General features: G+C 71.6%; 18 protein-coding genes. 8 read left to right on the top strand and 10 right to left on the bottom strand.

The features are described from left to right. Positions 1 to 140: 140 nt before the first annotated feature. From FB381_RS02670 to FB381_RS02650, 5 genes are read left to right on the top strand one after another with little or no spacing between them, the layout of a single operon-like run. A complete protein-coding gene (locus tag FB381_RS02670; protein ID WP_141778858.1) occupies positions 141 to 1,379 on the top strand; it encodes a CaiB/BaiF CoA transferase family protein in 1,239 nt (412 codons plus the stop codon). Beyond that, positions 1,376 to 2,506 (top strand): 2-hydroxyacyl-CoA dehydratase family protein, encoded by a 1,131-nt coding sequence (locus FB381_RS02665; protein ID WP_141778857.1) that lies wholly within the window; start codon positions 1,376 to 1,378, stop codon positions 2,504 to 2,506. The genes FB381_RS02670 and FB381_RS02665 overlap by 4 nt, the downstream gene beginning before the upstream one ends. Continuing rightward, a complete protein-coding gene (locus FB381_RS02660; protein ID WP_141778856.1) occupies positions 2,503 to 3,747 on the top strand; it encodes a 2-hydroxyacyl-CoA dehydratase family protein in 1,245 nt (414 codons plus the stop codon). Before FB381_RS02665 ends, FB381_RS02660 begins: the two co-directional genes overlap by 4 nt. Positions 3,748 to 3,751: 4 nt before the next feature. Continuing rightward, entirely contained in the window at positions 3,752 to 4,981 is a 1,230-nt protein-coding gene (locus tag FB381_RS02655; RefSeq protein WP_141778855.1) for an MFS transporter, read from the top strand. Then, positions 4,981 to 6,348: an alpha/beta hydrolase family protein gene (locus FB381_RS02650; protein ID WP_246087928.1), complete on the top strand. Its 1,368-nt coding sequence runs from the start codon at positions 4,981 to 4,983 to the stop codon at positions 6,346 to 6,348. The genes FB381_RS02655 and FB381_RS02650 overlap by 1 nt, the downstream gene beginning before the upstream one ends. Positions 6,349 to 6,433: 85 nt before the next feature. Here the strand turns inward: FB381_RS02650 and FB381_RS02645 are convergent, their stop codons facing one another. The 5 genes from FB381_RS02645 to FB381_RS02625 are packed head-to-tail and all read right to left on the bottom strand — an operon-like array spanning position 6,434 to position 12,650. Continuing rightward, complete coding sequence (locus FB381_RS02645; RefSeq protein WP_425465455.1) at positions 6,434 to 7,318, bottom strand: amidohydrolase family protein; 885 nt, start codon at positions 7,316 to 7,318, stop codon at positions 6,434 to 6,436. A gap of 2 nt (positions 7,319 to 7,320) precedes the next feature. Continuing rightward, positions 7,321 to 8,850 (bottom strand): acyl-CoA synthetase, encoded by a 1,530-nt coding sequence (locus tag FB381_RS02640; protein WP_141778852.1) that lies wholly within the window; start codon positions 8,848 to 8,850, stop codon positions 7,321 to 7,323. 31 nt (positions 8,851 to 8,881) lie between these two features. Beyond that, positions 8,882 to 9,838, bottom strand: a complete 957-nt coding sequence (locus FB381_RS02635; protein WP_141778851.1) for a 3-hydroxyacyl-CoA dehydrogenase NAD-binding domain-containing protein — start codon at positions 9,836 to 9,838, stop codon at positions 8,882 to 8,884. Continuing rightward, positions 9,835 to 11,856: an acetoacetate--CoA ligase gene (locus tag FB381_RS02630; RefSeq protein WP_246087927.1), complete on the bottom strand. Its 2,022-nt coding sequence runs from the start codon at positions 11,854 to 11,856 to the stop codon at positions 9,835 to 9,837. The genes FB381_RS02635 and FB381_RS02630 overlap by 4 nt, the downstream gene beginning before the upstream one ends. After that, positions 11,853 to 12,650: a crotonase/enoyl-CoA hydratase family protein gene (locus FB381_RS02625; RefSeq protein WP_141778850.1), complete on the bottom strand. Its 798-nt coding sequence runs from the start codon at positions 12,648 to 12,650 to the stop codon at positions 11,853 to 11,855. The genes FB381_RS02630 and FB381_RS02625 overlap by 4 nt, the downstream gene beginning before the upstream one ends. A gap of 93 nt (positions 12,651 to 12,743) precedes the next feature. Between FB381_RS02625 and FB381_RS02620 the strand changes: the two genes are divergently transcribed. Then, positions 12,744 to 13,163 carry a MarR family winged helix-turn-helix transcriptional regulator gene (locus FB381_RS02620; protein WP_141778849.1) on the top strand — a complete coding sequence of 140 codons (420 nt, stop codon included), beginning with the start codon at positions 12,744 to 12,746 and terminating at the stop codon, positions 13,161 to 13,163. Between the two features lie 113 nt (positions 13,164 to 13,276). Here FB381_RS02620 and aztD read toward each other — a convergent pair whose 3' ends face one another. Genes aztD through aztB form a run of 4 tightly spaced genes read right to left on the bottom strand, consistent with a single transcriptional unit; the run spans position 13,277 to position 17,473 of the window. Further along, complete coding sequence (gene aztD / locus FB381_RS02615; RefSeq protein ID WP_141778848.1) at positions 13,277 to 14,476, bottom strand: zinc metallochaperone AztD; 1,200 nt, start codon at positions 14,474 to 14,476, stop codon at positions 13,277 to 13,279. A gap of 11 nt (positions 14,477 to 14,487) precedes the next feature. Then, the gene (gene aztC, locus FB381_RS02610; RefSeq protein ID WP_141778847.1) at positions 14,488 to 15,414 is read right to left on the bottom strand and encodes a zinc ABC transporter substrate-binding protein AztC; all 927 of its coding nucleotides are present in this window, start codon (positions 15,412 to 15,414) and stop codon (positions 14,488 to 14,490) included. After that, positions 15,411 to 16,625 carry an ABC transporter gene (locus FB381_RS02605; protein ID WP_141778846.1) on the bottom strand — a complete coding sequence of 405 codons (1,215 nt, stop codon included), beginning with the start codon at positions 16,623 to 16,625 and terminating at the stop codon, positions 15,411 to 15,413. The genes aztC and FB381_RS02605 overlap by 4 nt, the downstream gene beginning before the upstream one ends. Further along, complete coding sequence (aztB, locus tag FB381_RS02600) at positions 16,586 to 17,473, bottom strand: zinc ABC transporter permease AztB (protein ID WP_141778845.1); 888 nt, start codon at positions 17,471 to 17,473, stop codon at positions 16,586 to 16,588. Before aztB ends, FB381_RS02605 begins: the two co-directional genes overlap by 40 nt. A 55-nt stretch (positions 17,474 to 17,528) precedes the next feature. On the opposite strand from aztB, the gene aztA reads away from it, so the two are divergent. Further along, positions 17,529 to 18,176: a zinc ABC transporter ATP-binding protein AztA gene (aztA, locus tag FB381_RS02595; RefSeq protein WP_211352309.1), complete on the top strand. Its 648-nt coding sequence runs from the start codon at positions 17,529 to 17,531 to the stop codon at positions 18,174 to 18,176. A 95-nt stretch (positions 18,177 to 18,271) separates the two neighbouring features. On the opposite strand, the gene FB381_RS02590 is transcribed toward aztA, so the two are convergent. Next, positions 18,272 to 19,102 carry an SDR family oxidoreductase gene (locus FB381_RS02590; RefSeq protein ID WP_141778843.1) on the bottom strand — a complete coding sequence of 277 codons (831 nt, stop codon included), beginning with the start codon at positions 19,100 to 19,102 and terminating at the stop codon, positions 18,272 to 18,274. Positions 19,103 to 19,221: 119 nt separating this feature from the next. Between FB381_RS02590 and FB381_RS02585 the strand changes: the two genes are divergently transcribed. Continuing rightward, positions 19,222 to 19,956, top strand: coding sequence for a PaaX family transcriptional regulator C-terminal domain-containing protein (locus tag FB381_RS02585; RefSeq protein WP_141778842.1), 735 nt, complete (start codon positions 19,222 to 19,224; stop codon positions 19,954 to 19,956).

Raw genomic sequence — 19,956 nt, 5'->3', positions numbered from 1 at the left:
CTGTCAATAGTCGTGGAGAAATTTATCGAAAGACGCACATGAGCGCCTAGTTTTCCCTTGCCGGGATGAGCCTTGTGGACCCACAGGAACCCGTGATATCAAGTTGCTTGATATCGAATCACGAGAAGCCGAGGTGTGACATGAGTTCGGGACCCCTGGCAGGAAAGACCGTCATCGATCTGACGACAGCGCTCGCCGGCCCCTACGCGACACTGCTGCTCGCCGGCCTCGGCGCGCGGGTGATCAAGGTGGAGAACCCCACCCGGGGAGGCGACTCCTCACGCAACAACTCGCCCTACCTCACCGCCGACGGGCTGCAGATGCGCCGCACCTCGCCCGACGACATGTCGGTGTCGATGCTGTCGCGCGGCCGCGGCAAGGAGAGCATCACGCTCAACCTGAAGCAGCCGGAGAGCCGGCAGGTCTTCCTCGACCTGGTCCGCAACGCCGACATCGTCGTCGAGAACTACAGCGCAGGAGTCACCGAGCGGCTCGGCATCGACTATCCGGCCGTCCGCGCGGTCAACGACCGCGTCGTCTACACCTCGATCAGCGGCTTCGGTGCCCAGGGCGTGCCCGGCGACGGCAAAGCCATGGACACGATCATCCAGGCGCTCAGCGGCGTGATGATGACCGCCGGCGACCCCGGCGACCCGCCGGTGCGCTTCGGGCTGCCGATCGGCGACCTGGTCGCACCCCTGTTCGCCGTCATCGGCACCCTCGCGGCGGTGCTCGACGCCGAGCGTACGGGCGAAGGACAGCATGTCGACGTCTCGATGCTGGGCAGCCTGACCTCGCTGGTCGCCTGCGAGCCGTTCGATGCGCTGGAGTCGGTCGGCTTCCCGCTGCGTACGGGCGCGCTGGTCCCCCGGCTCGCCCCCTTCGGCACGTTCCGGGCACAGGACGGCTGGTTCGCCATCTGCGCCCCGACCGATGCCTTCGCGAGCGGCGTCCTCGCCGCGATCGGCCGCAGCGACCTGGTCAACTCGGAGCTCTTCGCCACCCGCGACGCGCGCGTCGCCAACGCCGACCTCCTGCATCGCATGATCGGCGACTGGGCGGTCGAGCGCCCCCTGGAGTCTGCGCTCGCAGCCCTGAGTGCCAGCTCGGTGCCCGTCGCCCCGGTGCGCGACACGGCCGAGGCGGTGCGCGACAAGCTGGTGACCGGCCGTGGCGAGGTCACCCCGCTCGTGCACCCGAAGTTCGGCCACCACGACGGCCTCTACGGCAGCGGGGTGCCGATGGTCTTCTCGCGCAGCAAGGTCGACATCACCGCTCCGGCTCCGGGCCTGGGCGAGCACACCGACAGCGTGCTCGGCGACCTGCTCGGCTACGACGCCGACCGGGTCGAGAAGCTCCGCGAGGCCGGTGTGCTGTGACCAGCCCCGACGCGGGCACCAACGCTGGCATCGGCACCATGCCGCTGATCGGCATCGTCGGCGACGACGTGCCGCGGCAGCTCGTGCTCGCGGCCGGCGCCGTCCCGCGGCGCCTCTTCGGCTCCTGGCACGAGCCGGTCTCGGCGGAGGCGGCAGAGCTGCTCGGCACCGTCGATGCCGCAGCCGGGCGGATCCTCGACGACCTGCTGTCGGGCTGGCACGACGATCTCGCCGGGCTGCTGGTCTGTCATGACTCCCAGGCCGACCTCCGCATCTTCTACGTCCTACGCATCCTCGCCCAGCGCGGCCGGCTGCCCTTCCCGGTGCATCTCGTCGACGCGCCACGCCTGGACAGCCCGGCGGCCCGGCGGTTCGTGGGGAAGCAGTACGCGCGTCTGCTCGAGTTCTGCGAGCAGGTCACCGGCCGGCGTGCCGACGTCGGGTCGCTGCGTCGCGCGGCCGAGCAGGAGCTCGCGCTGGGAAGCGCGCTCGAGACGATGCGCGAGCGCCGCCGGAACGGTGGCTGCACGGGTGCCGAGGCGCTGCGCGCCTACTGCGCCGCCGCCACGATGTCGCCCGAGGAAGCCGTCGCCGAGGTCTCCGGAGCCGGAGCTGCGGTCGCGCCGGGCGCGACGCCTGTGCACGTGACCGGGAGCAACCACCCCGACGCCGGTCTCTACGACGCCCTGGAGCGCACCGGCGACCTCGTCGTCGTCGGTGAGGACCACGACACCGGTGACACCGCCTGGCTCGGCGTCGCCGTCGACGGGACGGAGACCGGCGAGGTGATCGACGCCCTGGCCGCCGCACACCTCGCCCGCCCCGCTGCGGCGACGGGTGGCCTGGCCGCGGCACGCGCGGCGTACACCGCGACGTGCGCCGAACGGACCCATGCGCGCGCGGCGATCGCCCTGGTGCGCGAGCACGACGACGCCCCGACCTGGGACCTGGCTCACCAGCGGCTCGCGCTCGATCGACTCGGCGTGTCGATCGTGACCCGCACCCGCATCCGGCCCGACGAGGACATCGCCGCTCTGGCTCGAGAGAGCGCCGCCGAGGTCGTCGCCGTGCTCGCGTCCCCATCCGTCGGCCCATCCGTCGGCCCAGCAGGAGGCACCGACTCATGAGCCGGCTCGACGCGGCACGGGCCGCGACACAGCACCAGAAGCAGTGGTTCGCCGAGACCGCGCGACGCGCGCGCGACGGCGACCCGATCGCTCTCGTCAACGCCGACGCGCCCCACGAGGTGCTGCGCGCGTTCGACGTGCCGTACGTGGTCAATCAGTGGTGGGCGTCGATCGTCGCCGCCAAGCGGCTCGGACCGGCGAGCATGCGTGCGTTGGCGGAGGCCGGGCTGCCCGACTACAGCCAGCAGTACGACGCCATGCCGCTCGGCGCCCAGGCGCTGCCGATCGAGCAGCAGCCCTGGGGCGGCCTCCCGGACCCGGCGTTCGCGATCGCGGACGGCCACGGCGACGTGACCCACAAGATCTTCGAGCAGTGGGGGCGGCGGCCCGGGACAGAGACGTTCCTGCTCTCGCGTACGGCCGCAGACCCGGTGCCTCCGCGATGGTGGGAGCTGGTGCCCCACGAGTGGGAGACGGCGTTCGGGGCGGATCGTCTCGACCTGCTCCAGGGCGAGATCGATGACCTGATCGGGTGGCTGGAAGAGCGCACAGGCCGCTCCTTCGACGAGGACCGCTTCGAGGAGATCATGCGGCTGGCCAACGAGCAGGCCGGCTGGAACCGGCGCACTCGTGATCTCCTCGCCGAGGCCAGGCCGGCACCGGTCCTGGTCAACGACACGATGCCGGCCGTGATGGTCCCGCAGTGGCACCGTGGCTCGCAGTGGGCCGTCGATGCGGCCCGCCGGCTGCACGACGAGGTGGCCCGACGCATCGACGACGGCGTGGCCGTCTGCCCTGGCGAGCGGCGCCGGCTCATGTGGATCGGCCGCGGACTCTGGACCGACCTCGACCTCTACCAGCGGTTCCACGAGGAGTTCGGCGCGGTGTTCGTGTGGTCGATGTATCTGGCGATCGCGGCGGACGGCTACGTGCGCTACGGACCCGACCCGCGCCGCGCGCTCGCGGCCAGGTTCGTCGGCCTGACCGACCTGCTCTACGTGCCGCCCTGGTCGGCGCAGTGGTATGTCAAGGAGGCACAGACCCACGGCGTCGACGGCGTGGTGCATCTGGTCGCCGACGACACTCCCGGAGGCCGGTTCATCTCCGAGGCGCTGGAGGCCGAGGGCATCCCCGTCCTGGAGATCCGGGCCAACAACGCCGACTCACGCTCGAGCGGCGCGGCCCGCATCCCCGAGCGGATCGCCGACTTCCTGCGTGACCGGGTGCCGGCCCGGGGCTGACCCGATGACGTACGACGGGATCCTGTCGCCGCTGGCCCACCCGGGGTTCCTCCGATACTTCGTCGGGCAGGTGGTGACGAACGTCGGCACCTGGTTCCAGAATCTCGCCCTGTCGCTGGTGGTGCTCGAGGCGACCGGCAGCGCACAGGCGCTGGGCGGGGTGACCTTCGCGCAGTTCCTGCCGATCCTGCTGCTCAGCATCCATGCGGGCCGCATCGTCGACCGGGTCAGCTCGCGCACGGTGCTGCTGGTCGGGGCGGCGCTGTCTGCGGTCGTGGTCCTCCTGCTCGCCGCAGCCGTCGCGACCGACAACGCGAGCCTCGCCGTGGTCTACGGGCTGGTCGCCTGCCTGGGAGCGGTGAACGCCTTCGAACGGGTCGCCGCACAGGCGATCATCCGGTCGCTGGTGAGCGCGGACCGGCTCGGTCGCGCGGTCTCGCTGAGCACGATCGCGGTGGCCGCCGGCCGGTCCATCGGGCCCGGGCTGGCCGGGCTGCTGTTCCAGGCGGCGGGCCCGGTGGTGTGTCTGCTGGCGAACGCGGCCTCCTTCGTGCTCGTGTTCGTGCTGCTGCTCTTCGTGAGGCCCCGGGAGGAGCGCGCCGGCCACCGCCCCGATCCCTTGCGCGGTGGGCTCGGCGGGCTTCTGCGCGACCGGTCGCTGAGGCTCCTCCTGATCGTCAACGCGGCGATCGCGCTGCTGGCGCTCAACCTCAACATCGTGCTCACCTCGATGGTGTCGCTGACCTTCCACGGGTCGGCGACGAGCGTCGGGCTCAACCACGTGCTCAACGCGGTGGGCGCCGTGGTCGGCGGCCTGGTCGCCACGGCGCTGCCCCGGGTGTCGACGGGCACGCTCGCGACGGGCTGCGCGCTGCTGGGGACGACCCTGTTCACCAGCGCCCTGCCCGGCACCCTCCCGCTCTTCCTCCTGCTCGCGCCTGTCCTCGGCCTCGGCTTCGGCTTCTACACGGCGGTCATCAATGCGGCCGCACAGGCAGCGGCGCCGCCGGGCGCGGTCGGTCGGGTGATGGCGCTGATGCTGCTCGGCAACGTCGGGATGGCCCCGTTCGGCGGCCTGATCAGCGGCTGGATCATCGACCGCTCCTCTGCCCATGTGTCCCTGCTGGTGGGCGCCGCGGTCGCGGTGACCTGCGCGATCGCCGTCGTCCTCCGGCCCCCACGACGTGGCGACCGACCGCCGCGATGCACGACCGACCATGAAAGTGAGTTGTGATGAACCTCAGAGCACGACCGAGAGCTGTGATCGCCGCAGCCGCCGCGGCGCTGGTGGCGACGCCGGCACTGATGACGACCAGCAGCCCTGCCATGGGAGCGACGGAGGACACCGTGATCAGCGGACACCTGGCCGACTCGACGCCCTACCGGTTCCTCGTCCCGGACGACTGGAACGGCACCGTCTTCGTCGACATGGACTTCGCCGGCTCGGCCGACGCGTCACCGACGGCCCAGCACCTGGTCGGCGAGGGTGCGGCGTACGGCGGGACCTCTCGCACGGTGACGGGATGGAACATCCCGGCGGCCATCGCCAACCAGGTGGAGGCGCTGGACCGGTTCGAGGCGACCGCCGGCAAGGCCGACCGCAGGATCACGATGGGCAGCTCGATGGGCGGGTTCGTCGCCGCCGGCGTCGCGCAGCACTATCCGGATGCGATCGACGGCGTGGTCTCCCTGTGTGGCGGGCTGTCCGGCACCGTGTCGCAGTGGAACCAGAAGCTCGACACCGTCTTCGTCCTCTCCACGCTGCTCGACCCGGCCGGCACCCTGCCCGTGGTCGGCATCCCCGAGGACGTCAGCGGGTCGGTCGCCGCATGGCAGCAGCACCTCGCCGAGGCCCAGAAGACCCCCGAGGGGCGCGCCCGGATCGCGCTGGCGGCGACGATCGGACAGCTGCCGGCGTGGTCGGAGTCGGCGCCGCGACCGGCTCCGCGGGACATCGATGCCTACCAGCGTGGCTGGTACGGCGCTCTCTCCGCCGACTCGCTCCCCTACATCGGCCAGGCGATGAGCAGCCGCCGGTCGTTCGAGACCATCCTCGGCGGCAACCCCTCCTGGAACACCGGGGTCGACTACGCCGAGCAGCTCTCCACCGCCTCGCCCGCGGCACGGCATGTGGTCGACCAGCTCTACCGCGAGGCCGGGCTGTCGCTCGAGGCCGATGTCGCGGCCGTCGACGGCGCCCCGCGGATCAGCGCCGACCCCGACGCCGTCGAGCAGTTCGAGCTCGGCACGGAGTTCGACGGCCGGATCAGCGTGCCGGTCGTGACGATGAGCAACATCGGCGACCAGATCTCCACCGTCGCCCAGCAGAGCGAGTACCAGGACGAGGTCACCCGAGCGGGCAACTCGCACCTGCTGCGCCAGACGTACGTCGAGGCGCCGACGCACTGCGGCTTCTCCGACGCCGAGCGCGTCGCCGCAGCCCACCTGCTGCTGCACCGCCTCGACACCGGCGACTGGCACGGTCGCGAGACGCCGCCGCGGATGAACCGCGTCGCCGAGTCCCTCGACCTCGGCCCGGCCAGGTTCATCCCGTTCCGGCCCGACGCCTTCAACCGCCCCTACTCCCCCAGCTGGGGCTGAGCCACGACACCCGTCGGCCCCGGCTGGTCGCGATGACCGGCCGGGGCCGTTGGGTGGGGGCGGGTGAGGTTATATGGGCTTGCGGTCAGCGCAGCCCGAGGAGCCCGATCGCGTTCTCCTTGAGGATCCCGGGCAGGACCTCCGGCTTCAGCCCGAGCCCCTCGAAGTCGGAGATCCAACGCTCGGGGGCGATGAGCGGGTAGTCGCTGCCGAAGAGCACCTTGCGCTTGAGCATGCCGCCGGCGGCGCGGACGAGCTCGGCCGGGAAGTACTTGGGCGACCAGCCGGAGAGGTCGATGAAGACGTTGGCCTTGTGGGTGGCCATCGAGATCGCCTCCGCCTGCCACGGCACCGACGGGTGCGCCAGGATGACGGTGAGACCGGGGAAGTCGGCGGCGACGTCGTCGAGCAGCAGCGGCTGGGAGTAGCGCAGCTTGATGCCGCGGCCGCCCGGGAGGCCGGCGCCGATGCCGTTCTGACCGGTGTGGAACAACGCCGGCACGCCGAGCTCCTCCAGGGCCTCCCACAACGGGTAGAAGGCCTGGTCGTCCGGGGAGAACGCCTGCAGGCTGGGGTGGAACTTGAAGCCTCTGACGCCGTGATCCTCGACCAGCTTCCGGGCCTGCGCGACAGCGTCGGCCCCACGGTGAGGATCGACCGACCCGAACGGGATCAGCACGTCGGCGTGCTCGGCGCACTGCTCGGCGATCTCCGCGCTCGACAGCGGCGGATGCCCGGTGGCGGTGCCGGCGTCGACGGTGAACACCACCGCCGCCATCTGCCGGGCCCGGTAGCGCTCGGCCAGGTCGGCCACCGTGGGCGTGCGGTTGTCGGAGGAGCGGAAGTACGCCGCGGAGGCGTCCATCAGGTCCTCGGAGAGCGACAGGCAGCCGTCGCCGTCCTTCTCCACGTGGACGTGCATGTCGAGAGCGGTGATCGCATCGACGTCGATGCGCGGCTCGTAGTGCATTCTCATGATCCTTCCGGGGTGCCGTACAGCTCACGCACCCGGGACTTCGAAAGCTTCCCGGAGGCGTTGTGGGGGATCTCGTCGACGAAGACGACGATCTTGGGGATCTTGTAGCGGGCGAGCCGCCCGTCGAGGTGTTTCAGCAGGTCAGTCTGGGTGAGAGCGGAGTCGGGGCGGCGTACGACGACGGCTCGTCCCACCTCTCCCCAGCGCTCGTCGGGCACCCCGATGACGGCCGCCTCGGCCACGTCGGGGTGGGTGTAGACGGCCTGCTCGACCTCGGCCGGGAAGACGTTCTCGCCGCCGCTGATGAACATGTCCTTCACCCGGTCGACCACGTAGAGGAAGCCGTCGTCGTCGAGCACCGCGACGTCACCCGTACGCAGCCAGGGCCCGTCGAAGGCAGCATCCGTCGCCGCTCCGTCGTGCCAGTAGCCGGGAGTCACGTTGGGGCCGCTGACGTGCACCTCGCCGGCCTGGCCGGGAGCCGTCTCCTCGGCGCCGGTGGCGACGACGCGGACGTCGGTGAAGAAGCAGGGGGTGCCGGCGGAACCGAGCTTGTCGAGGCCGTCCCCGGCGCGCAGCATGGTGGTGCCGGGGGAAGCCTCGGTCAGGCCGTAGCCCTGGATGATGTGCAGCCCGCGGGCCTGCCAGGTCTCGAGGAGGGTGCGCGGGATCGGGGCGCCACCGCTCAGGGCCGAGCGGAGGCTGTCGAGGTCGGCGCTCGCCCAGGTCGGCTCCTGGGCGAGCGCCTGATACATCGAGGTGACCCCGAAGAGCAGGGTGACCCGCTCCCGCTCGATCGTGGCGATCGCCTTCGCCGGGTCGAAGCGGGCGGCGATGAGGGAGGTGCCGCCCTTGAGGAAGGTCGGCAGCAGCACCTGGTTGAGCGCGGCGGTGTGGAACAGCGGGGCGGTGACCAGGGCGATCTCGTCGGAGCGGACGTCGACGTCGACGAGCAGGTTGAACGCGTTCCAGGCGATGTTGCCATGCGTCAGCATCACGCCCTTGGGGCGGCCGCTGGTGCCGGAGGTGTACTGGATCATGAAGACGTCGTCGAGGCCGACCTCGACGTCGATCCGGTCCTCCTCTCCCGCCGGCTCGACGGCCAGGGCGTCCAGCCCGCGGCCGCCGGCCTCGGTGAAGCGGTGGCTCGGCAGGCCCAGCGCCGCGACCGGCTCGGCCGAGACCGCCTCGTCGAAGTCCACCGCATGGATCAGCAGCGCGGGCTCGGCGTCGGTGAGGATCCAGGCCAGCTCGGGCGGCGCGAGCCGGGTGTTGAGCGGCAGGAAGACCGCCCCGAGCCGCGCCGTGGCGAAGAGCGTCACCGCGAGCTCGATGGAGTTCAGGCCGAGGAAGGCGACCCGGTCGCCGGCCGCGACGCCGCGGGCGCGCAGCCCACGGGCGACGGCTTCGACGAGACGGTCGACCTCGGCGTACGTCACCACCGCGTCGTCCTGCACGAACGCCCGGCCGCCGGGGGTCATCCGGGCCCGGCGGGTGGGCCACGATCCGATGCCGCTGTCCAACATGTCGATCCTCGCTCGTCTGGGGCTCAGGGGCTCAGCTGAGCCCGAGGTCGGTCTTGATCTCCAGCAGTCGCCGCAGCGCCTGGTCCCGGCGCGCGACCAGGTCGTCGGCGGAGGTGCCGTCGAGCTCGTCGTCGACCCCGTCGACCAGCTTCTCGACCAGGCCGGCGGTGAGCTCGGGGTGACCCAGGTCGTCCCACCAGTCGACCATGGGCGGGCCGAGATGCTCGAGCACGTGGCTCAGCCCGCCGGGGCCGCCGGAGAGGTGCTGGGTCGCGAACGGACCGAGCAGCGACCAGCGCAGCCCCGGGCCGTCGGCGATCGCGGTGTCGATGTCGGCGACCGAGACGATGCCCTGGTCGACGAGGTGGTAGGCCTCTCGCCACAGCGCCGCCTGGAGCCGGTTGGCCACGTGACCGGGCACCTCCCGGCGGATGTGGATCGGGCGTTTGCCCAGGTGGCGCAGGGTATCCAAGGCTGCCTCGACGGCCTCCGGAGCGGTCGCGGAGCCGCCCACGACCTCGACCAGCGGCACCAGGTGCGGCGGGTTGAACGGGTGGACGACCAGCACCCGCTCGGAATGGTGCGTGCAGGCGTCCTGGAACGTGCTCGGCATCAGGCCCGAGGAGCTGCTGGTCAGCAGCACGTCGGGGGCCGCGGCCGCGTCGAGCGCGGCGAAGATCTCGCGCTTGACGTCGAGACGCTCGGGTCCGCTCTCGAGCACCAGGTCGGCGGCCGCGCCGACCTCGGCGAGGCTGTCGGCGAAACGGAGCGCGCCAGCCGACTGTGTTGGTCTCGACACGCTCGGCCGCAGGCGGCCTTGCGGCTCGACCAGCGGCGACACCTGCGCGCGCAGCCGCTCCTCGGCGCCCGCGGCCGGGTCCCAGGCGACCACGTCGAGCCCGTGCTCGAGCCCGAGGGCCACCCAGCTGACGCCGATCGCGCCGGTGCCGACGACGCCGAGCGTACGGACGCTCTCACCGCTCCTCATGGCCGGCTCCTCGTGGTGGTGCCGTCCGCCGCGCGCGAGTGGGCCAGCGCGACGAACGGGTCCAGGGCTGCCGGGTCGGCGAGCGCGTCCTTGCTGGCGACGTCCTCAGGACGTACGCCCTGCAGGATGCGCTTGGCCGGCAGCTCGAGCTTCTTGCCGGTGAGGTTGCGCGGCACCGTGGGCACCTCGATCACCCGGTCGGGGACATGTCGCGGGGAGAGCGCCGAGCGCAGCGCACCGGTCAGGCGAGACCGGAGCTCGTCGTCGAGGCGGGAGCCGTCGTCGGTGACGACGAAGAGCAGCAGCTCGCCGTTGCCGCCGTCGGGGTCCTCGAGATGGACGACCAGCGAGTCGGCGACACCGTCGACCTCCTCGGCGACGCGGTAGAACTCGGCGGTGCCGAGGCGTACGCCGCCACGGTTGAGGGTCGCGTCGGATCGGCCGGCGACGTGGCAGCTGCCGTTGTCGTGGAAGAGGATCCAGTCGCCGTGGCGCCAGACGCCGGGATAGCGGTCGAAGTAGGCCTCGCGGTAACGGGAGCCGTCCGGGTCGCCCCAGAAGCCGACCGGCATCGAGGGCATCGGCGAGGTGATGACCAGCTCGCCGAGCTCTCCGGTGACCGGGCGGCCGGACTCGTCGTAGGCGTGGGCATCGACGCCGAGGCAGCGGCCGGAGATCTCGCCGGCGTAGACCGGGAGCAGCGGGTTGTTCTGCACGATTCCGGAGCAGACGTCGGTGCCGCCGCTGCCGACGTTGATCTGTGCACCTGGGAGCTGATCGCGCAGCCAGGCGTAGCCCTCCGGCGGGAGCGGCGACCCGGCCGAGCCTAGGACGCGAACCCGCAGGTCACCGAGGTCCTTCAGCTCGACGCCGGCCTTGCGGCAGGCCATCACGAAGCCTGGGCTGGCCCCCATGACCGTCGCCCCGGTCTCGACCGCGAGCCGCCACTGCCAGGTCAGATCGGGGTGCATCGGGTTGCCGTCGACCATGACGATCGAGGAGCGCACCAGGAGCGAGGAGACCAGGGCGTTCCACATCATCCAGGCGGTCGTGGAGAACCAGAGCATCCGGTCCTGCGGCCCCATGTCCCACGAGAGCGCGTGGTTCTTGAGGTGCTCGAGCAGGATGCCGCCGTGGCCGTGGACGATCGCCTTCGGACGGCCGGTCGTGCCCGAGGAGAAGAGCACGACCAGCGGGTGGTCGAAGGGCACCGGCTCGAAGGCGAGCTCGGCCCCGTCCTCGGCGCCGAGCAGCGAGGTCCAGGAGAGCGCGTCGTCGACGCGGTGCTCGCCGTACTCGACGTCGACCACGTGCCGCACCGACGGCAGCTCGGCCAGGATCTCGGCCACCTGCTCGCGCCGGTCGACGTCCTTGGCTCCGTAGCGGTAGCCACCGGCGACCAGCAGCACGACCGGCTCGATCTGGGCGAAGCGGTCGATCACGCTGCGCGGGCCGAACTCGCTGGCACAGCTCGCCCAGGTCGCGCCCAGGCTCGCGGTGGCGAGGTAGGCGACGAGGGCCTCGGGGATGTTGGGGAGGTAGCCGGCGACGCGGTCGCCGCTGCGTACGCCCAGTCTCTTCAGGGCCGCCCGCGCCCGGGCCACCTGGTCGCGCAGGTCGGCGAAGGTCAGCTCGACGTCGTCACGGGTCTGCGACCGGCCGAGCACCGCGACCCGGTCGAGATCCTCGTCGGTGCCGAGCGCGTGCTCGGCGTAGTTGAGAGTGGCACCCGGGAACCAGCTCGCGCCGGGCATCTCGCGGGAGGCCAGCACGGTGTCGTACGCAGCGTGCGCCCGCACCCCGAAGAACTCCCACAACGCCGACCAGAAGCCCTCGAGGTCGGTCACCGACCAGCGCCACAGCTCCTCGTGGGTCGTCATCTCCATCGAGCGCGCACGCCCGAGCCAGGCCAGGAGCTCACCGACCCGGGAGGTGGAGAGCACGTCGGCGGGAGGCGTCCAGACGATGTCGCCCTGCTCGATCTGCCCCGTCTGCCCCGTCTGCTGCGTGGTGCTCACTGGTCCGTCACCTTCCTGGCGCGCCCGTCGAGGAAGTCCTGCATCCGGCCCTTGGCGTCGTCGGTGCCCTGCGCGATCGCGGCCATCAGCGACTCCATCAGGAAGCCGTCGCGAGGGTTGGCCTCGGCGATCCGCGGCAGCGCCTGGATCACGGCGAAGTTGGTCTGGGGCGCGTTCTGCGCGATCCGCCCGGCGAGCTCGAGCGCGGTCTTGCGGCCGGTGCCGTCGGCCACGACGTACTGGCTGAGGCCGATTCCCAGGCCTTCCTCGGCCGAATAGCGGCGGCCGGTCAGCATCATGTCGGTCATCCGGGAGACCCCGATGAGCCGCGGCACCCGCACCGAGGCGCCACCACCGACGAAGAGTCCGCGCTGCCCCTCCGGCAGGGCATAGAACGTCGACTCCTCCGCGACCCGGACGTGCGCGGCGGAGGCGAGCTCGAGACCGCCACCGACGACAGCACCCTTCAGCGCCGCCACGACCGGCACCGGCCCGAGCTCGATCTTCTCGAAGGCCCGGTGCCACATCCGTGAGTGCGCGACCCCCGCAAGGGTGTCGCGCTCGGTCATCTCGCCGAGGTCGAGGCCGGCGCAGAAGTGGTCGCCGTCCGCGTCGATGACGACGGCGCGTACGTCCGCGGGGAGGGTGTCGAAGAACCGCTCGATCCCGAGCACCGCCTCGTCGCTGAGCGCGTTCCGCTTCGCGGGGCGGGCCAGCGTCAGCACCGCGATGTCGTCGATGCGCTCTGCTCGCAGGGCATCGGGCAGCTCCGACCAGGGGGAGGTTCCGGGCATCATGAACTCCTCGTGATTGACAGGAATCCTGATAATTGCAGAAGTCGAGGCGGGTCGCAAGAGTCGTGGACCACCTCCTGCTTGAATGTCGGCATGACAGATGCCCCCCTGCTCCTCTACGTCGTCAAGCAGCTCGAGCTCGCCACGCGGGCCCGCCTCGACGCCGTGCTGAAGGAGTCAGGGGTCACCGCCCTGCAATACACCGCCCTCTCGGTGCTGGAGCACCGCCCCACAATGAGCGCCGCCGACCTTGCTCGCGCCTCGTTCGTGCGCGCCCAGTCGGCCGCCGACCTCATCGGCGCCCTCGAGCGCCGCGGGCTCATCGAGCGCCGCATCGACCCGGACAGCCGACGCCGCATGCTGATCAGCCTCACCGCCGAGGGCCGCGCCTTCCTCGACACCTACGACCCCCGCGTCGAGGAGCTGGAGGAGCAGATGCTCGCCGACCTCGGCCCGGAGGACCGCGCAACCTTCCGCGCATTCCTAGATACCGCCCGCCGCGCCCTCTCCTAACCCGCCGACCCGGCGCGTCTGTCCCGCGAGAAGTCGCCGAATCTGGGACAGACGCGCCGACTCGGCATTCAGAGCTGGGACAGACGCGCCGACTCGGCGCTGGGCTGGTGCGCTCAGCTCACCGCGATCTCGTTCGGCTGCTCGTCGAGCTCGACGGAGGCGGTGACCTCACCGGAGGTGAGGTCGACGGCGTGCACGGTGTTGGCGGCCGGCTCGGTGACGTAAGCGGTGTCGCCGCTCACCTTGATGGCCGGGTGCGGGTCCTGCCAGTCGGCCGGGCCCTCCCACGGCTTCACGACCGGGAACTCGTCGGTGACCTTGCCCGTGGCCGGGTCCAGGACGTGGATCGAGCCGTCGGTCGCGAGGATGTAGGCGAGATCCTCCGGGCCGCGGGCGACGTCGCGGAAGGTGTACTCGACGCCCTCGGGGAGCGCGACCGGCTTCAGGGTGCTCTTCTCGGTGTCGATGAGCGTGACCGTGTCGAGCAGGTAGCCCTCGGCATCGGGGTCGTTGCTGTAGTCGCCGACGACGATCGGGCTGGTCTCGGAGACGTAGGCGTTGCCCATCCGGCCGTACGCATCGGGGGCCTGCAGCTTCTCGAACGCGCCGTCGCGATAGAGGAGCGCGCCGTCCTCGCAGCCGAAGACCACCGCCTCGCCGGCCGCGGTGCCCTCGCCGTGGATGCCGGGGCAGGCGTCGTTGGCGGCGACCTGCTCGAAGCCGTCGCCCTCGGGCGCGAGGGCGATCGCGCCCGAGCGGATCTCCTCGGTGCCCACGGTGGTGAGCAGGGTGCCGTCCTCGAGCACGATCGAGACGCCGTGGTGGGCCTCCGGGGCCTTCCAGGTCGTCGTCTCGGGCGCCTTCCCCTCGGCCTTCTGCAGCGCGTCGGTCTCGAAGATGGTGGTCTCGCCGCTGCCGTCGGCGAAGAGCACCGTGTGGTCGCCGTGGTGGACGACGTGCCCACCGGTGTCGGCCGGGAAGACGAGATCGGTCAGCTCGGGCTCCCGGGTGTCGAGCACCTGGAAGCCCTTGCTGGTGGTGACGGCGAGGTTGCGGCCGTCGCCGACCGGGTTGAGGCGTACGAACTCCTCGGTCTCGAACTCGTCGACGACCTTCAGCGACTCACCGTCGAGAACGGCGATCCCGCCGGCGTAGGAGACCGCGAGGCGGTTGCCCTGGTCGCCCTTCGAGGTCGCCGACTCCTCGCCTTCGGCGGTGGAGCCGCACGCCGAGAGCGCCAGCGATACGCCGGCCACCGCCGTGACGGCTCGGAGGGCACGGTGCTGTGGGGCCCGGTTGTGTGGGGTGTGCATGGAGGTGCCTTTCAATCGATGGGCCCGGGTGAGAGCCCGCTGGTGATGCGCTCGGTGTTGGCGCGCATCATGGAGAGATAGGTGTCGGCGCCCTGGCCCTGCTCGGTCAGGGACTCGGTGAACAGCTCGCTGACCTCGACGTCGACGCCGGCCTCGTCGGCGAGCACCTGGATGAGGCGGTCGGGCTGGGACGACTCGGCGAAGATCGTCGCCACGCCGGCCCGCTCGATCGCCTCGGTGAGGTCACGCAGGTCCGCCGCGCTCGGCGCGGCCAGGGTCGTGCCACCCGGGATCACGGCGCCGACGACCTGGAAGTCGAACCGGTCGGCCAGGTAGCCGAAGACGTGATGGTTGGTGACCAGGCTGCGCTGCTGCTCCAGGATGCCCGCGAAGGAGTCGGTCATCTCCTGGTCGAGCTCCTCGAGCTCCGTGACGTACGCCGCCGCTGCCTCGTCCACAGCCTGCTCGTCGACGCCGTCGATGTCCTCGGCCGCCTTTTCGAGGCCGTCGACGACGTCGAGCATCCGCGCCGGGTCGGTCCAGAAGTGCGGGTCCGGGGTGCCTGCGGCCTCGCCGTCGGAGTAGTCGAGGGCGTCGATCTGCTCCCCCGCGGCGTACGTCTCGACACCGGCGTCCTCCGCCTGGTCGAGGTGACGCTGGAGCCCCTCCTCGAGCCCGAGCCCGTTGGAGACGATCAGGTCGGCGTCCCGCATCATCGCGGCCTCACGGGCCGAGATCTCGAAGGAGTGCGGGTCGGCGTTCGGTCGCATCAGGGTGGTGACCTGGGCGGCGTCGCCGACCGTGTTCGCCACGACGTCGCCGAGGATGTTGGTGGTCACCACGATGTGGGGGCGGTCGTCGCCGTCGGCTCCGCCGGCGCAGCCGGTGAGGGTCAGCGCGAGCGCTGCCGCGCCGGCGATCCCGGCCAGGCGCCTCATCGGCCCGTCTCCGTGAAGAACACCGGGGCGGTGGGCGTCTCGAGCGTCCGCGCGATCCGTGCGTCGTCGGCGTAGTCGATCTCGTGAACGACCCCTTCGGCCGGATCGTTGAGGTAGGCCCGCTCCTGGTCGACGACCAGGTCGACCCCCGCGGCGGCGTCGCCGACGAGCGGCTCGGTCACGGCGAGCTGCTTGCCGCCTTCGGCGGCGAAGACACGCACCCGGCCGGTGGTGTCGAGGGCGAGCACGTGTCCCTCCTCGTCGTCGACGGCGGCGACCTGACGCAGCGACGCGCCGGCGTCGAGGTGGGTCCAGCGCCGCTCGCGGGTGTCGAGCAGCCAGATCCCGCTCTTCCCGGAGAGCCCCGCGACCGTCGGGCGGTTCTTGCGCCCGTCGAACCGGGTCGCGCGGGGCGCCTGGCTCGGGTAGGGGATCTGCTCGAACGCGATCCGGCCGTCCGTCTCGGTGGCGAGCACCGCACCGTCGGCGCAGCCGACGACCACGCCGACCTTGGTGGTGATGGTGCCGCTCGCCTCCGCGCACGGGATCTGCTCCCCGGACGCATCGCCGTCGGCGTCGTGATAGCGCAGCCCGGTCACCTCACCGCCGGCGACCGTCACCAGGGCACCGTCGCCGACCGGGGCGACCAGGCCGTCGCGCGAGCCGGTCTCGATCCGGAACAGCTCCTTCGGCTTCCCGTCGGCGAGTGCCTCGTTGTCGAGCAGGACCGCGTCGCCGCTGCCCGCGAAGAACACCCCGGTCGCCCCGGCGGTCGACAGCGGCCCGGTCGCGACCTTCGCCTCGCCCTCCCCCGCGACCGTGCCGAGTCGCTTGGGCTCGCCCCGGTAGTAGTGGAAGTGGTCGCCGTGGTCCCAGGTCCACATGCCGCTGTCGACGATCTCGACGCCGTCGGCGGTGGTCGCGAACAGGTAGCGGCCGTCGGAGTCGACCGCGCTCGGCTCCCCGATCCGGCCGATCTCGGCCGAGCTCCCCTCGAGGAGGTCGAGCTGGGCGACGGTGCCGGCCTCGTCGATCGTGGTCAGGTGCAGCTGCGGCTCGGCGACCTCCTGGGCGCCGTCGACGGCGCCGTGGTCCCGGGTCTGGTCCGGGCCGGTGCCCGTGTCGTCAGCAGGGGCGGCGTTGCTGCCGCATCCCGTGGTCGCGGCCAGCGTCAGCCCTGTGACGATGCCGGCGAGTGTGCTGCGGTGCATGGGGTCCTTTCGGAGGTGGGGGACAGACGGCGAAGCAGACCGAGGCCGCTGCGGAGCAGCCCGGAGACGACCGCGGTGAGCACGGCCGCGCAGGCGATCGACGCGCCGGCGGCCGTGCCCGCATACCAGGACGCGGTCAGGCCGATGACGACCGCGACGGCGCCGATGGCGGCGGCGCAGGCCATGGTGGTCGGGATCCGCGTCGTCCAGCGGCCGGCGGCGACCGCCGGCGCGAGGAGCAGCGCGATCACGAGCAGCGAGCCGACCGCCTGGTAGGACGCGACCACGGCGAGGGTCACCAGACCGACGAGCATCACCTGCGCCAGCTGCGGATGCAGGCCCAACGTACGGGCGATGCGGGGGTCGAAGGCGGAGGCGACGAACGCTCGGTGGAAGCCGACGGCGATGGCGAGGGTGACGACCAGGGCGACCGCGAGGACGGTGAGGTCGTCGAGCCCGAGGGCGAGCACGTCACCGAACAGCATCGCGGTCGCGTCCGTCGCGAAGCTGCGCGAGTGGGAGATGATGATGACGCCGAGCGAGAGCATCGCCACGAACAGCAGACCGATGCTGGTGTCGTAAGTCAGCCGGCCGCGACGCTGGAGCGCCCCGATCGTCGCGCTCATCACGATCGCGCTCACCGCGCCGCCGAGCATGACGGGTGCACCGAGCACCGTCGCGAGGGCGACGCCGGGGAGCATCCCGTGCCCGATCGCCTCGCCGAGGAAGGCCATCCCACGGATCACGACCCAGGTGCCGACGACCCCGCAGATGGCCGCCACCAGTACGCCGCCGGCCAGCGCCTGCAGCATGAAGTCGGCCCGGAACGGCTCGGTGATCGATGACACGGGGCGGGACTCTAGCTACTAATGAGAATGATTACCAGTTGCTATAGTGCTGCACGTGCCCCCACTCGCCTCGACCGACTCCTCGCCCCTGTCCGCTCGCGGACTCTGCTTCGGCTACGCCGACGAGGACGTGCTCCACGACGTCAGCGCTGCCTTCCGGGCCGGCGCGGTCACCGCGGTGACCGGGCCGAACGGGTCAGGGAAGTCGACGCTCGTCGAGCTGCTCGCGGGCGTACGGACCCCGCGGCGCGGCGCGGTCGAACGCCACGGACGGATCGCCCTGGTGGTGCAGCGCCCCTCCGTCCCGGACGCGCTCCCGGTGACCGTCCACGACGTCGTCGCGATCGGCACCTGGGCCCGCGGAGCCCGGCGGAGCGATCGGCGGGCGGACCGGCAGGGCGCGATCGCCGAGGCGATCGACCGCGTCGGCCTGAACGGCCTGGAGCGGCGTACGTTCAGCGAGCTCTCCGGCGGACAGCGCCAGCGCGCCCTCCTGGCCCAGGGCGTCGTCCAGCGCACCGAGATCCTGCTGCTGGACGAGCCGGCCGCCGGGCTCGACGCCGCCAGCCGACAGCGCACGCGGGAGATCCTCGCCGAGGAGGCCGCCCGCGGCGCCACCATCGTGTGCGTCACCCACGACGAGGAGAGCATCGCGGCCGCCGACCACGTGATCCGGCTCGAGGCGGGTCGCACGGTCGGCTGAGACCCGTCCGAGGCCCGCATGCTCGCCGTCGCGGTGGCCGACGACGTGGCCGTACGCCGCACCCCACGGTGACGCCGCCGGCTGCCTTCGTCGCCTCAGGGGCGGTCGACGAAGATGTCGTACTCGAGGTCGCCGTGTCCGCCGTAGGAGGACAGGTCGGTGACGCCGGCCTCACGCAGGACGTCGACGTCGATGAAGGTGTTTCCGGTGCACTCTCGCGCAGGTCGAGCGAGGATCTCGACGGCCGCGTCCGCGACGATCTCGGGCGTACGTGACTTCTCGATCGCCTGGTCGCCGCCGAGGAGGTTCTGCACGGCCGCGGTGGCGATGAGGGTCTCGGGCCACAGGCAGTTGGCCGCGACACCCTGCTCGGCGTGCTCCGCACCGAGGCTGAGGGTGAGCAGGCTCATGCCGTACTTCGCGAGCGTGTAGGCGGGGTGCTTGCCGAGCCACTCCTGAGACATGTTCAGCGGCGGCGAGAGCGAGAGGATGTGCGGGTTGTCGCTGCGGACGAGATGGGGCAGCGCCTTGCTGGTCAGCAGGTAGGTGCCGCGCAGCTGGATCTGCTGCATCAGGTCGAAGCGCTTCATCGGCAGGCTCTCCGTCGGGTCGAGAGCGATCGCCGAGGCGTTGTTGACGACGATGTCGATGCCACCGAACCGCTCGACCGCCTGCGCCACGGCGCCCTCGACAGAGGCCTCGTCACGTACGTCGCCGACCACGGCGAGCGCCTGCCCGCCGGCGTCCTCGATCTCGGCCGCCGCAGTGTGCACGGTGCCGGGCAGCCTGGGGTCCGGCACGTCGGTCTTGGCGAGGAGCACGACGTTGGCTCCCTCACGCGCCGCGGCGATGCCGACGGCGAGGCCGATGCCCCGGCTACCGCCGGACATGAGGAGGGTGCGGCCGTCGAGTCGTTTCTGGGTCATGCTGGTCACTCCTGAGCTGCGAGGGTCGGTCGAGGCGGACCGCGAGCATTGCATGTCAATGACAGTCGAATCAATACTGTAATGCCTAGCATGCAGCCGATCGCCACTACGCTGCCGCCATGAGCACCCCGGTCCTGAAGCCCATCTCGGCGCGCTCGGCGTTGCTCAGCGTGCTGCTCGGCGCGGACGAGTCGAGCCTGACGGCCCGTGAGATGGTCGCGGCCGGTTCGCTGCTGGGCATCGCCGAGACGACCGTCCGCGCGGCTCTCTCGCGGATGGCGTCGTCCGGCGATCTGGTGCGCGAAGCGAACGGGTACGCCCTCTCGGCACGCCTCCGGCGGCGTCAGGCCCGCCAGGAGGAGGCCGTCCGCCCGCGCACCCATGAGACCGGCGGCCGCTGGGACATGTTCGTCATCACCCAGAGCGGACGGCATGCGCACGAGCGCGCCGAGCTGCGCACCAGCCTGACCGAGCTGCGCCTGGCCGAGGTCCGCGAGGGCGTCTGGACCCGTCCGGCCAATCTGGACCTGACCTGGCCCGACGCGGTCGCGGGGACGGGTGAGCACTTCGTCTCCACCCCCGCGGGCGACCCGGGTCAGCTGGCTGCGCGACTGTGGGATCTCACGGGCTGGGCGCAGCGGGCCCGCCAGCTCCTCGCGGCCGCCGACACGGACGACCACGTGCAGCGATTCACGGCGTGCGCCAGCTCGGTGCGTCACCTGCTGGCCGACCCGGTCCTGCCGGCCGACCTGCTGCCAGCCGACTGGCCCGGCGACGAGCTGCGGGCGTCCCACCTGCGCTACCGCAGATGGCTCATCGACCTGCGTCGCGAGCTCAGCACAGAGTCGGCCTAG

The organism is Nocardioides albertanoniae (assembly GCF_006716315.1).
Lineage (GTDB): Bacteria > Actinomycetota > Actinomycetes > Propionibacteriales > Nocardioidaceae > Nocardioides > Nocardioides albertanoniae.
Note: the sequence above shows the minus strand (reverse complement) of the source record. Positions and strands in the feature narration are given on the sequence as shown.

Coding starts and splice junctions, on each gene's coding strand:
- FB381_RS02625 (WP_141778850.1), bottom strand. CDS start 12,650: ATGCCCGGAACCTCCCCCTGGTCGGAGCTGCCCGATGCCCTGCGAGCA.
- FB381_RS02585 (WP_141778842.1), top strand. CDS start 19,222: ATGAGCACCCCGGTCCTGAAGCCCATCTCGGCGCGCTCGGCGTTGCTC.
- FB381_RS02635 (WP_141778851.1), bottom strand. CDS start 9,838: ATGAGGAGCGGTGAGAGCGTCCGTACGCTCGGCGTCGTCGGCACCGGC.
- aztD (WP_141778848.1), bottom strand. CDS start 14,476: ATGCACACCCCACACAACCGGGCCCCACAGCACCGTGCCCTCCGAGCC.
- FB381_RS02660 (WP_141778856.1), top strand. CDS start 2,503: ATGAGCCGGCTCGACGCGGCACGGGCCGCGACACAGCACCAGAAGCAG.
- FB381_RS02590 (WP_141778843.1), bottom strand. CDS start 19,102: ATGACCCAGAAACGACTCGACGGCCGCACCCTCCTCATGTCCGGCGGT.
- FB381_RS02670 (WP_141778858.1), top strand. CDS start 141: ATGAGTTCGGGACCCCTGGCAGGAAAGACCGTCATCGATCTGACGACA.
- FB381_RS02640 (WP_141778852.1), bottom strand. CDS start 8,850: ATGTTGGACAGCGGCATCGGATCGTGGCCCACCCGCCGGGCCCGGATG.
- FB381_RS02605 (WP_141778846.1), bottom strand. CDS start 16,625: ATGCACCGCAGCACACTCGCCGGCATCGTCACAGGGCTGACGCTGGCC.
- aztC (WP_141778847.1), bottom strand. CDS start 15,414: ATGAGGCGCCTGGCCGGGATCGCCGGCGCGGCAGCGCTCGCGCTGACC.
- FB381_RS02620 (WP_141778849.1), top strand. CDS start 12,744: ATGACAGATGCCCCCCTGCTCCTCTACGTCGTCAAGCAGCTCGAGCTC.
- FB381_RS02645 (WP_425465455.1), bottom strand. CDS start 7,318: ATGCACTACGAGCCGCGCATCGACGTCGATGCGATCACCGCTCTCGAC.
- FB381_RS02650 (WP_246087928.1), top strand. CDS start 4,981: ATGAACCTCAGAGCACGACCGAGAGCTGTGATCGCCGCAGCCGCCGCG.
- FB381_RS02655 (WP_141778855.1), top strand. CDS start 3,752: ATGACGTACGACGGGATCCTGTCGCCGCTGGCCCACCCGGGGTTCCTC.